This window comes from Streptomyces collinus, from assembly GCF_031348265.1.
GTDB classification, from domain to species: domain Bacteria; phylum Actinomycetota; class Actinomycetes; order Streptomycetales; family Streptomycetaceae; genus Streptomyces; species Streptomyces collinus.
Genome location: NZ_CP133771.1, coordinates 4,789,992 through 4,801,724 on the forward strand (window position 1 = coordinate 4,789,992; position 11,733 = coordinate 4,801,724).

Below are 11,733 nucleotides of genomic sequence, written 5' to 3' on the forward strand. Positions count from 1 at the left end.
CCGGTCACGACCATCCCCCGTTCGAGAGCGGCCACTCGCCGTACGGCACGAGAGGCACTCGTGCCGTACGGCGCAGCCCACAGCAATCCCCTGACGGACCCCACACCGCAGCCGACGCCGGCCGACCACGGCCGGCGGGACGGGGATGGCACCCACTCCAGCCTGAAAGGCCCATTCCCGTGCCCTCCCGGACCACAGGGGCAGACGGCCCGCTCACCGCCGTCGGTTCCCCACCCCAGACCCGGATCCGTCCCGTCATCACCGCCTGCCTGCTGGCCGTCTTCCTGGCCATGCTGGACTCGCAGATCGTGGCCACCGCGCTGCCCCGCATCGTCGGGGACCTCGGCGGCCTCGACGTCTTCGCCTGGGTGACGACCGCGTACATCATCTCCGCCAGCGTCACCACGCCCGTCTACGGCAAGCTCGGCGACCTCTTCGGCCGGAAGAAGATCTTCCTGATCGCCGTCGCGGTGTTCCTGGCCGGGTCCGCGCTGAGCGGCGCCGCCCAGTCCATGGACCAGCTCATCCTGTTCCGCACCGTGCAGGGCATCGGCGCCGGCGGCCTCTTCGTCTCCGTGCTCGCCATCATCGGCGAGCTGTTCAACCCGCGCGAGGCCGCCAAGTACTTCAACCTCTTCGGCATCGTCTTCGCCCTCGCGGCGCTGGCCGGGCCCGCCGTCGGCGGTGCTCTCACCGACCTGCTGAGCTGGCACTGGGTCTTCCTGATCAACCTGCCCGTCGGCATCGTGATCCTGGTGCTGGTCTCCACCTGCCTGCACCTGCCCCGCGTCGAGCGCCCCGCGCACATCGACTACACCGGCTTCGTCCTGCTCAGCGCCGCAATCGTCGCGCTCACCCTGGCCGCGAGCTGGGGCGGAGTGAAGTACGCATGGCTGGACTGGCGGATCCTCGGACTCGGCGCGGCGGCCGTGCTGCTCGCCGTCGCGTTCGTCGCCGCCGAGCGCCGGACCACCGAACCCGTCATCCCGCTGCACCTCTTCCGCGACTCCACCTTCAGCGTCAGCGTGCTGGTGAGCGTCGCTGCGGGCATCGTCTTCCTCGGCTCGGTCAACTTCCTGGCGATCTACATCCAGGTGGTCACCGGCGCCAGCCCGACCATGTCCGGAGTGGTGCTGCTGCCCATGATGTTCGGCTTGGTCGCCTCCTCCGTCGTCAGCGGCGCGGCGATCACCAAGACCGGGCGTTACAAGTGGTACCCCGTGCTCAGCATGGCCGTCGGCACAGCGGGGGCGCTGCTGCTGGCCACCATGGACACCGGGACACCCCGTGTTGTGGTCATCGCCTACATGCTGGTCTTCGGCGTCGCCGCCGGGCTGAACATGCAGGTGCTCACCATGGCCGCGCAGAACACCGCCCCCCGCGACGACATCGGCGCGGTCCACGCCACCGTGTCCTTCGCCCGGCAGCTGGGCACCACCGTGGGCATCTCCCTGTTCGCCTCGATCTTCTACAACCGGCTGACCGAGGAGATCGCCGACCGGACGCCCCCGGGCGCGCTGCGCGGCATCGACCACGACGCGCTGTCCTCGACCGAGACGCTGGACCGGCTCACCGGGCCCGTGCGCCACGCCGTCGAGCAGTCGTACGCAGCCGCTCTCACCCCCGTGTTCCTCACCGCCGTACCGGTCCTCCTTCTAGGACTGGTGGCCGCCCTGACGATGAAGAACCTCCCGCTGCGCGGCGAGGACCACCAGGGCGGAGAGGCGGCCGTCGAGGAGAGCTGACCCACCGCACCCACCGCGCTGCGAGCCGCCGTCCCGCACGGGACGGCGGCTCGTGCGCGTCCGCCCGGCCGCCCGCTCACGCCCCGGCCCGCCCTTCAGCGCCCTTCGAGCCCGAATCGACGGCTCGCGACCATCGTCGGCACTGCACAGCCGTACGACGCAGGCCGAAGAACAGGCAGAGGCAGACCAGGAGGCTCGTGTGACAACGACCGAAGACCCGCAGGCGGCTCCGGCGGTCGACCCCGGACCACTCATCCGGCTGACCATTGCCGACTGCGCCGCCAAGGTGCTGCACAGCGCCGTCACCCTCGGCGTGTTCGGCGCGCTGGCCGAAAGTCCCGCCGACGCCGCGGAGCTGGCACGACGCACCGGCACCCACCACCGGATGGTCCCGGACTTCTTGGATGCGCTGGTCGGGCTCGGGATGCTGGAGCGGACGGAGGGCAGCTACCGCAACTCCCCGCTGGCGCAGGCCTATCTGGTGCCGGACTCCTCGTCATACCTCGGCGGCTTCGTCGAGCTCACCAACGAGACCCTCTACGGCACCTGGGGCCGGCTCACCGAGGCGATGCGCTCCGGCGAGCCCCAGCACCTCGACCCGGACAAGGGCGGCTTCGTCGGCGACCGGCACCAGGACCCCGCCAAGATGAAGCGGTTCCTCGCCGGACTCGACGCGTACAGCGACCGGATGGGCGCCGAACTCGCCCGGCGCACCGACTGGGACCGCCACTCCTCGTTCGTCGACCTCGGCGGCGCCCGCGGCAACCTCGCGGCCGTGCTGGTGCGGGCGCACCCGCATCTGCGGGCGACCTGCTTCGACCTGGAGCGGACACGGCCGCTGTTCACCGAGCACATCTCGGGCCTGGGCCTGACCGACAAGGTCGTCTTCGCCGGCGGCGACTTCTTCACCGACCCGATCCCGCCGGCCGACGTCGTCGTCCTCGGCCACATCCTGCACGGCTTCGACACCGCCCGCCGGCGCGAGCTGCTCGGCCGGGTCTTCGACGCGGTGCGGCCCGGCGGCACGGTCCTCGTCTACGACCGGATGATCGACGACGACCGCAGCGACCCGGAGCGGCTGCTCAGCAGCCTGCACATGCGGCTGGTCAGCCCCGACGGCTCGGAGTACCGGGTGGCGGACTGCCGGGCCTGGCTGCGCGGGGCCGGCTTCACCGACGGCGACGCACAACCCCTGCTCGGCACCCACACCCTGGTCACCGCCCACAAGGAGGCAGCATGAAGCAGCACCGGACCCCTGTGCTCATCGTCGGGGGCGGGCTGACCGGACTGTCCGCGGCCGTCTTCCTCGCCCACCACGGCATCGCCGCCACCCTGGTGGAGCGCCATCCCGACACCTCCATCCACCCCAAGGCCCGTGCCATCAACCCGCGGACGATGGAGCTGTACCGCGCGGTCGGCATGGAGGAGCGGGTACGAGCAGGGCGTTCCCCCATCTCCGGCAACACCGACCTGGTGCACGTCGAGAGCCTGGCCGGCAAGGAACGCGTACGGATGCCCAGCGCCTCACCGGAGGACATCGGCCGGATCAGCCCCACCCAGTGGACGCTGATCGACCAGAACCAGCTGGAGCCGATCCTGCGGGAGCGGGCCGTCGAGGCCGGGGCGGACGTCCGCTTCTCCACCCGGGTCGACGGGCTTCAGGAGGACGCGGAGGGGGTGCTGGCCCACACCACAGACCTGTCCACCGGCGAGAGTTCGCAGATCCACGCCCGCTACGTGATCGCGGCGGACGGCAGCCGCAGCCCGCTGCGCGAGATGCTGGGCATCGGCGCACACGGCCGGGGCACCATCACCAACCTCGTCAGCTTCTTCTTCGAGGCCGACCTGACTCAGGCGCTGCGCGGCCGCCGGATCATCGCGGCGTACGTCAACAACCCCGAGGTGCGCGGCACGGTCATCCCCATCGACAACGACCGCCGCTGGGTCATCAACGTCTCCTTCTTCCCCGAACAGGGCCAGCGCGCCGAGGACTTCACCGAGGAGCGCTGCACCGCCCTGGTGCGCGCCGCGGTCGGGGTGCCCGACCTGCCGCTGAAGATCGAGTCGGCGGACATGCCCGCGTGGGACATCTCCGCGAGGGTGGCGGACACCTTCGCGACCCGCCGGGTGTTCGTCGCCGGGGACGCCGCCCATGTGATGCCGCCGACCGGGGCGTTCGGCGCCAGCACCGGTATCCAGGACGCGTACAACCTGGCCTGGAAGTTGGCCCTGGTGCTCTCCGGCACGGCGGGTCCCGGACTCCTGGAGAGCTACGACGCCGAGCGGCGGCCGGTGGCCGAGGAGACCGTCCGGCAGGCGATGCTGCGGTTCGCGGTGCGGGAGGGCAAGCAGTACCAGGACGTCGCCGCGGAGCTGCTGGACGAGACGACCATGACGTTCGGGTACTGCTACCGCTCCGGGGCCTTCGCCGCGGAGGAGGGGGCGCCGGACGCCATCGTCGAGGACCCCGCGCACCCCTCGGCGCGGCCCGGGGCGCGGGCACCGCACCTCCAACTCGACGGGCCGGAAGGACCGGTTTCGGTCATCGACCTGTACGGCGACGGATTCACGCTGCTGGTCGACGAGGCGGCGGGACGGTGGACCGGGGCGGTGGAGCGGGAGGCCGAGCGGTTGGGTGTCGCGCTGAAGGTCGTACGGATCGGACGCGGGACGCGGCTGTGGGACCAGGACGGGTCCTTCCGGCGGCGGTACGGGCTGCTGGCCGGGGGCGCGGTTCTGGTACGGCCCGACGGGTTCGTGGGGTGGCGTACGACCGCGGGGCGCAGCGGGCCCGTCGACCAGGCGGCGATCGACGCGCTGCGGGGGGTGCTGGACCGGGTCTAGGCGCGACGCGCCCGCATGGGCGCGCCGCGCGCCCCATGAAGCGGCCGCGGTGCTCCTTCCCGGAGCACCGCGGCCGTCCTGTGCACGCGCAGCGTGCGTCAAGGGGTGCGGGGGACCGCGCGACACGCCACGCCGACGCCGCGGCCGCCCGGACACCCACGAGCCGAACGCTCACGCACGCCGCAACACCGCGTCGAGCACCGCCGGCAGCGACCCGCCGGCATCACCCTCCGCCCGACCGGCACGCCACGCGATGAACCCGTCCGGCCGGAGCAGCACCGCACCGGTCTCCTCGACGCCGTAGCGGGCGAGGAACCGTTCGACGACCGCGGGGGACTCCTCGGCGCCCACCCGGTGGAAGGACAGGCCGAGCGCGGCCGCCGGCTCCTGCCAGGCGATGCCGCCGGGGCCGGCGAGGAGCCAGAAGTCGCCGTCGAGGAGGTCGTGGAGGGCGACGTCCTTGCCCTGGCGGACCAGGGGGAGGTGGGGAGCGCGGGTGCCGGGGCGGCCGGTGGGCGTCGTCGGGTCCTCGATCACGGCGGTGTCGTCGTCCCCGGCCTCGCGGAGGACGGCGTCCGACCGGTACACGTGGCCGAACAGCACCGTGGTCTCGGGCCGGTGCCGGGCCGCGGCCGCCTCGTCGAGGCCGCTGCGCTGGAGGTAGCGGATGACGCCCTGGTCGACGGTGAACTCGGCGACCGGGGCCCGCTCCTGCTCGTAGGTGTCCAGCAGGCCGGGGCCCGCCTGTCCGCGCAGCACCCGCGCGAGCTTCCAGGCCAGGTTGTGCGCGTCCTGGATGCCCATGTTGCCGCCGAAGCCCCCGGTGGGCGGCATGACGTGGGCGCTGTCGCCGGCCAGCAGCACGCGTCCGGAGCGGAAGCGGTCCGCGACCCAGGCGGCGATCTCCCAGCTCGTCGCGGACTCCACCGTGACCGGCAGATCGGGCACGCCCACCGCGGCCCGGACCAGCTCCACGCAGTCCTCGGTGCCGTAGACGCGGTGGTCGGCCCCGGGCGGCAGGCTCGGCGCGAGCACCCAGCGGTCGGAGTCCGCGCCGCCGAGCTTGCCGAGCACGCCCTTGACGGCCGGGTTGCTGACGAAGCAGAGGAAGAAGGTGCGCCCCGCCACGTAGGGGTCGAGGTCGGCGTGGAAGACGATGTTCATCTGCCGGCCGAACACGCCCTGCCCGTGATGGCCGATGCCGAGCGAGGTGCGGATCGGCGCCCGTGAGCCGTCGGCCGCGACCAGGTACCGCGCCCGTACGGTCCGCTCCGAGCCGTCGCCCAGGTCGCGCAGGACGGCCGTGACGCCGTCCGCGTCCTGGGTGAACTCCGTCATCTCCGTGGCGAACCGGATGTCCGCGCCGAGTTCCTCGGCCCGCTCCCGCAGCACCGGTTCGAGGCGGTCCTGCCCGATCAGTGTCCAGCCGGTGGTGCCGACCTCGTGCCGGTCGAAGCGGAACGGCCCGTCGAACCGCCCGAGTTCCGCCCCGGTGAGGGACTCGGCCTGGAGGATGTCGCCGTACTGGGCGTGCGGGTTCTCCCGTGCCCGTACCGCGTCCTCCAGGCCGAGCGCGCGCAGCAGCTCCATGGTCCGCGGGCTCGCGGCCTGCGCCCGGGGGTGCGCCGAGATCTCGGCGTGCCGTTCCACCAGCACCGGCCGGATGCCCTGCCGGGCGAGGAACAGGGCCTGGGCGAGCCCCACCATGCTGCCGCCCACGATGAGTACTTCGGTCGTCTCGTCCGCCATACCGGCTCCTCGAAGGGTGTGGATTGCGTTCGGTTTCGGGGGGCCGATGCAACACCCGACGCCTCGAACCGGGCTCGCGGCGCGGGCGAGCGGAACCGGTGCGGAGCGACGCGCTCCCAGTCGGATTCGAGTGCCGTGCGAGGACCGGCTGACAGTTTCGGACCAGGCCCGAAGTACACGGCTCGAAGGAGGACGGAAGCGGTGGTGGAGGCTTTGAGTGTGCTGGTGCTCACGGGCACCGGCCTGGTGGCGGGGGTGCTCTTCGCGGTCGCGGTGAGCGTGATGCCCGCGCTGATCGCGATGACCCCGGAGCGGTACGTGTCCACGCACATCCTGCTCGGCAAGCGCTACGACCGGATCATGCCGTTCATCGTCACCGGCTCCACGGCCGTGGACGTAGGGCTCGCGATACGGGCGTCGGAGGGCCCCCGGGTGCTGTTCGCGGCCGCCGCGGTCTGCATGGCGGGGGTGGCCGTGGTGTCGCAGACCCGGAACGTGCCGATCAACCGGCGGGTCAAGCGGACCCGGCCCGAGGACCTGGGCCCTGGCTGGCGGGACCCGCGCCCGGCCTGGCGGGACTGGCATCTGGTGCGCACCGGCCTCGCGATCGCGGGCTGCGCGCTGACCGCCGCTGCGGTGGTGCTGTCATGAGCCCCGTCGTCGTACGCGAACTGCCGGAGGGCCCGGAGCGAGCGGCGGCCGATGCCCGGATGCGGGAGCTGCTGTCCCGTCCCGCGCCCGGCCCGGTGGCCGAGCGGCTCGCGCTGCTGCACTTCAGCGGCCGGCGCAGCGGGCGGCCGTACACCGTGCCCGCCGGGGTGCACACCCTCGGTGGCGCGCTGGTGGTGGCGACCGGCAGCGGCTGGCGGTACAACTTCGCGGGCGGCTCGCCGGGCGAGCTGACCTGGCGCGGACAGCGGCGGCCGGTGCGGTTCACGCTGGTCGACGACGCGGAGCGCAGCGCGCGCGGCTATCTGGAGCTGTACCGCCGCTACGGGGAGGAGGCCCCGCGCCGGCTCGGACTGGCGGTGCGCGGTGCGGGGACGCCCGCACTCGCCGAGTTCCGGGAGGCGGTCGGCCGGCACGGGCTCTCCCTGGTGGAGGTCACCCTCGTCACCCACGCCCCGGCGGAGAACAGCGCACCCCCATCAGACGCAGAGAGCGAAAGGACGCCACGATGAGCGGAATCGCCGGCTGGGTGGACTTCGAACGGGACCTGACACCGGAGGCCCCCACCGTACGGGCGATGGCGGCGGCGCTCGCGCACCGCGGCCCGGACGGCTTCGGTGAGTGGATCGAGGGCCATGCCGCACTGGCCCACCGGCGGCTCTCCCTGATCGGCTCCGAGCACGCGGGGCAGCCGGCCATCGTGGAGTCGGAGGCCGGGAGCCCGGTGGCCGTGCTGACCCTGGACGGGAGCGTCACCAACGCGGTGGAGCTGCGCCGCGAACTGGCGGCGAAGGGGCACCGGTTCACCGGGGACGGTGACGCGGAGGTGGCGCTGCACGCCTACCTGGAGTGGGGTGCCGCGTTCCCCGAGCGGCTGGAGGGCCTGTTCGCGCTGGCCGTGTGGGACGTGCGGCGGCAGGAACTGCTGCTGGTCCGCGACCGGTTGGGGGTGAAGCCGCTGTGCTACTTCCTGACGCCGTCCGGTGTGGTCTTCGGCTCCGAGCCCAAGGCGCTGCTGGCCCATCCGGCGGTCCGGCCGGTGGTCGACGCCGACGGGCTGCGGGAGCTGTTCGCGCACAGCCGCAAGCCGGGCACCGGGGTGTTCCGGGGCACGCGCGAGGTGCTGCCCGGCCACACGATGACCGTGCGGGCGCCGGGCACCGGCCACCGCCGCTACTGGTCGCTGCCCGCCCGCCCGCACACCGACAGCCTGGAGACCACCGTCGCCACCGTGCGCCGGCTGCTGTCGGAGGCGGTCGCCACGCATCTGCGTGCGGACGTGCCGGTCGGCGCGATGCTCTCCGGCGGGATCGACTCCAGCGCGCTGACCGCGCTCGCGGCCCACCGGCGGCGGGCCGAGGGGGCCGGCCTCCGGTCGTTCTCGGTGAACTTCTCCGGCTACGCGGAGAACTTCGAGCCGCACCCGACCATGCGCGCCACCCCCGACGCCCCCTACGCGGCTCTCGCCGCCGAGCACATCGGGACCGAGCACACCGAGATCCTGCTGGACACGGCGGCGCTCGCCGATCCGGGGACGCACGCCGCCGCTCTGCGCAGCCAGGACGCGCCCTCGCCGCTCGGTGACATGGACGTCTCGCTGCTGCTGTTCTTCGAGGCGCTGCGCGGCGCGGGGATCACCGCGGTGCTCTCCGGGGAGACCGCGGACGAGGTGTTCAACGGCTACTTCTGGGCGTACGACCCGGGCCACAGCAACTCCACGACCTTCCCGTGGGTCTCCTTCGAGCGCGGGCACGACGCCGCCGCGGGCGGTCTCGGCTGCTCGCTGGTGGACCGTACGCTCCGCAAGGAGCTGGACTTCATGGACTACGCCGACCAGCACTACCGCGACGCGCTCACCGAGGTCCCGCAGGTGGCCGGCGAGAGTCCTGCCGAGCGCAGGGCGCGCGAGGTCACGTATCTGGCGCTGACCCGGTGGGCCCCGACCCATCTGGACCGGGCCGACCGGATGAGCATGGCGCACGGGGTGCAACTGCGCCCGCCGTTCTGCGACCGGGCGCTGGTGGAGTACGTCTACAACGTCCCGGCCGAGTTGAAGCGCGTGAACGGCCAGGAGAAGAGCCTGCTGCGGGCCGCGGTCGCCGATCTGCTGCCGGAGCGGGTGCTCAACCGGCCCAAGAGCGCCTATCCGACCGTGCAGGAGGCGGCGTACGGCGAGTTCGTGCGCCACCGCTTCGAGGACGTGGCCGCGGACCGCACGGCGCCGGTCGCCCCGCTGCTGGACGCCGAGGCGACCCGGGTGGCCCTTGGTGCGGCGGCTGCTCCCAGCGGTGCCTTCGCGTGGGTGGAACGGGCGAGCATGGAGATGGTGCTTCAGCTGAACACGTGGCTCTCGGAGTACGGGGTCGAGCTGCGGGTGTGAGAGTGCCGGAGGCCACCGCCCGCGCAGAAATGTGCTCCTTGTCATCCATGTGTGCGAAGCATAGGATGCGGACGAGATAGAGAATGGGAATGCGGCATTCGGTTTCGACTCGCATCGCCGGGTGCTCGCAGGGTTATTGCTGGTTTCAACTTCTTTTTCGGCGAAACGTAATTCCCGAGTAAAGGGGAGGCAATTTTTCCGCCCCTTCGAGCGAATGATGTTTCGCCCAAAAATAAGTGACGCAGGAAGGTGAATAACCGATGGCCGCCACCCACACAGGCGGCTCACTCAGGGGGAATGCAGTGATAGAGATCGGTCTGCTGGGCTCCATGCGAATACGCAGGAACGGGGAGGACGTCACACCGTCCGCCCCCAAACTGCGTCAGGTGCTGGCCCTGCTGGTGCTCAATGCCAACTCGCTGGTCAGTGTGGACCAGCTGTGCGAGGAGCTGTGGGAGGACCACCCGCCGCTCAGCGCGCTGACCACCTTGCAAACCTACATTTATCAACTGCGCCGCAGACTGCTGCTGGCCACCGGCCAGCACGGCGCGGCTTTCGGCTCCCGTCCACCGCACGGCTGCCCCGCAATCCTGACCAGGGTCGGCGGCTATGAACTGCGCCTGGACGACAAGCAGTCGGTGGACGCCTACCGGTTCGACCAGCTCATAGAACAGGGCATGGCACAACTCCGCACCGGCGCGGGGGAGGAAGAGGCGGCCCGCACCCTCAAGGCGGCCCTTTCCCTGTGGCAGGGCGGAGCCCTGGTCGACGTCAGCACCGGACGCCGGCTGTCGGCCTGGTCGACCCAGTTGGAGGAACGCCGTAAGAGCGTCCTGGAGCAACGTTTCTCCCTGGAGCTCCAACTCGGCCGTCACCACACCGTCCTGGACGAACTGTCGGAGGCCTTCCGGGCCCACCCCACCCACGAGGCGTTCGCCGGCCAACTGATGCGGGCCCTGCACCGCTGCGGCCGCCGCCCGGACGCCCTCAACACCTTCCGCACCCTGCGCAGCCATCTCGTCGAGGAACTCGGCCTGGAACCCTCCGTGCAGCTCCAGCGGCTCCACCAGGAGGTGCTCGCGGACCGCGGCCACCTCCGAGGGCCCGCCCCGGCCAAGGCCGAGACCGTGTCGGGCGGACGCCGGCTCGTGCCGGGGCCGGCCCAGCTCCCCGCCGACGTCGGTGACTTCGTCGGGCGGGAACGCGAACTCGACCAGCTGGAGACCTTCCTCGGCGCGGACCGGCCCAGCACCGGCATGCGCGTGGTGGAGGTGCACGGCCCGCCCGGGGTCGGGAAGAGCGCCTTCGCCGTGCGTGCCGCGCACCGGCTGCGCCCGCGCTTCCCGGACGGACAGCTCTTCATCGACCTGTCCGCCGTCGGCGAGGGCTCCCAGCAACTCGCGGACGTGCTCTCGGCCTGCCTCACCGCCTGCGGCATCCAGCGCGAGAAGCAGCCCAGCGGGCTCGGCGAGCTCAGCAGGCTCTTCCGCACCTGGACCGCCGACCGCCGGGTGCTGGTCGTGGTCGACGACGCCCTCACCGCCTCCCAGATCCGCGCCGTCCTGCCGGGCGGCTCCGGCTGCGCGGTGATCGCCACCAACCGCTACCGCGCGCACAGCCTGTCCACCGGCCGCAAGATCGTGCTCCCGGCCCTGTCCCCGGAGGAGTCCCTCCAGCTCTACGACCGGGTCGCCGGGGAGCGCTCCCGGCAGGAGGACCCCGGGGCGGTGCAGGAGCTGATAGGGCTGTGCGAGGGGCTGCCCCTGGCGATCAGGGCCGTGGCCGGCCGGCTCACCGCGCGGCCCGGCTGGTCGGCGGCCCGGCTGGCGTCGCGGCTGCGCGGCAACCACCGGATGCTGCTCGAACTGCCCGCCGGTACCCAGTCGCTGATGACCACCGTGGCCGCGAGCCACCGGCATCTGCCCGCCCGCTCACGGGAGTTGCTGCGCCTGCTGCTCCAGCGCGAGCGCCCCCGCTGGAGCCTCGACGAGGTGGTGACACGGCTGCGTCCCGGCAGCGGAGACGCCGAGACGCTCCTCGAATACCTCGTCGACGTCCACCTCGTCCAGGAGCACCTGACACCGGACGCCGAGCTCCTGTACTCCGTGCCCCGGCTCACCCGGCAGGCCCTGATCCTCCTGTCGCGGGGCACGCCCGCGGGCGACGTACCGAACGGCCGGATGGTCGGCGCCGGTGTCGTCGCCGGCACCGGCGTCACCCTGATGAAGGCCGACGTCCGCCGCTAGCCCGGCCCGTCCACGGCCCGCCGCACCCCGGGTGCGGCGGGCCGTCGTGCTGCCCCCGTGCGCTGCACCGGGTCCGTCAGCGGTTCTCCAGGCGCCTTCG

At 72.3% G+C, this 11,733-nt stretch carries 8 protein-coding genes; 7 read left to right on the forward strand and 1 reads right to left on the reverse strand.

Features of this window, described 5'->3' with window-relative positions; genetic code table 11:
• Window positions 1-179 precede the first annotated feature (179 nt).
• The 3 genes from RFN52_RS21815 (at window position 180) to RFN52_RS21825 (ending at window position 4,589) form a co-directional block, all read left to right on the forward strand.
• A complete protein-coding gene (locus RFN52_RS21815) occupies window positions 180-1,745 on the forward strand; it encodes an MDR family MFS transporter (protein ID WP_184848252.1) in 1,566 nt (521 codons plus the stop codon).
• Window positions 1,746-1,944: 199 nt separating this feature from the next.
• Window positions 1,945-2,985 (forward strand): methyltransferase, encoded by a 1,041-nt coding sequence (locus RFN52_RS21820; RefSeq protein ID WP_184848253.1) that lies wholly within the window; start codon window positions 1,945-1,947, stop codon window positions 2,983-2,985.
• Complete coding sequence (locus tag RFN52_RS21825) at window positions 2,982-4,589, forward strand: FAD-dependent monooxygenase (RefSeq protein WP_184848254.1); 1,608 nt, start codon at window positions 2,982-2,984, stop codon at window positions 4,587-4,589. Before RFN52_RS21820 ends, RFN52_RS21825 begins: the two co-directional genes overlap by 4 nt.
• A 171-nt stretch (window positions 4,590-4,760) precedes the next feature.
• Here the strand turns inward: RFN52_RS21825 and RFN52_RS21830 are convergent, their stop codons facing one another.
• Window positions 4,761-6,338 carry an FAD-dependent monooxygenase gene (locus tag RFN52_RS21830; protein WP_184848255.1) on the reverse strand — a complete coding sequence of 526 codons (1,578 nt, stop codon included), beginning with the start codon at window positions 6,336-6,338 and terminating at the stop codon, window positions 4,761-4,763.
• A gap of 201 nt (window positions 6,339-6,539) precedes the next feature.
• On the opposite strand from RFN52_RS21830, the gene RFN52_RS21835 reads away from it, so the two are divergent.
• The 4 genes from RFN52_RS21835 (at window position 6,540) to RFN52_RS21850 (ending at window position 11,633) form a co-directional block, all read left to right on the forward strand.
• Window positions 6,540-6,989 carry an anthrone oxygenase family protein gene (locus RFN52_RS21835; RefSeq protein ID WP_184848256.1) on the forward strand — a complete coding sequence of 150 codons (450 nt, stop codon included), beginning with the start codon at window positions 6,540-6,542 and terminating at the stop codon, window positions 6,987-6,989.
• Window positions 6,986-7,519: a PNPOx family protein gene (locus RFN52_RS21840; protein WP_184848257.1), complete on the forward strand. Its 534-nt coding sequence runs from the start codon at window positions 6,986-6,988 to the stop codon at window positions 7,517-7,519. The genes RFN52_RS21835 and RFN52_RS21840 overlap by 4 nt, the downstream gene beginning before the upstream one ends.
• On the forward strand, window positions 7,516-9,387 hold the full coding sequence (asnB, locus tag RFN52_RS21845) for an asparagine synthase (glutamine-hydrolyzing) (protein WP_184848258.1): 1,872 nt from the start codon (window positions 7,516-7,518) through the stop codon (window positions 9,385-9,387). Before RFN52_RS21840 ends, asnB begins: the two co-directional genes overlap by 4 nt.
• A gap of 329 nt (window positions 9,388-9,716) precedes the next feature.
• Window positions 9,717-11,633, forward strand: coding sequence for an AfsR/SARP family transcriptional regulator (locus RFN52_RS21850; RefSeq protein ID WP_184848259.1), 1,917 nt, complete (start codon window positions 9,717-9,719; stop codon window positions 11,631-11,633).
• The last annotated feature ends 100 nt before the right edge of the window (window positions 11,634-11,733 follow it).

What these genes read in the sequence shown, in the direction of transcription:
- RFN52_RS21825 (WP_184848254.1), top strand. Translation starts at nt 2,982, where the DNA reads ATGAAGCAGCACCGGACCCCTGTGCTCATCGTCGGGGGCGGGCTGACC.
- RFN52_RS21830 (WP_184848255.1), bottom strand. Translation starts at nt 6,338, where the DNA reads ATGGCGGACGAGACGACCGAAGTACTCATCGTGGGCGGCAGCATGGTG.
- RFN52_RS21840 (WP_184848257.1), top strand. Translation starts at nt 6,986, where the DNA reads ATGAGCCCCGTCGTCGTACGCGAACTGCCGGAGGGCCCGGAGCGAGCG.
- asnB (WP_184848258.1), top strand. Translation starts at nt 7,516, where the DNA reads ATGAGCGGAATCGCCGGCTGGGTGGACTTCGAACGGGACCTGACACCG.
- RFN52_RS21850 (WP_184848259.1), top strand. Translation starts at nt 9,717, where the DNA reads ATGCGAATACGCAGGAACGGGGAGGACGTCACACCGTCCGCCCCCAAA.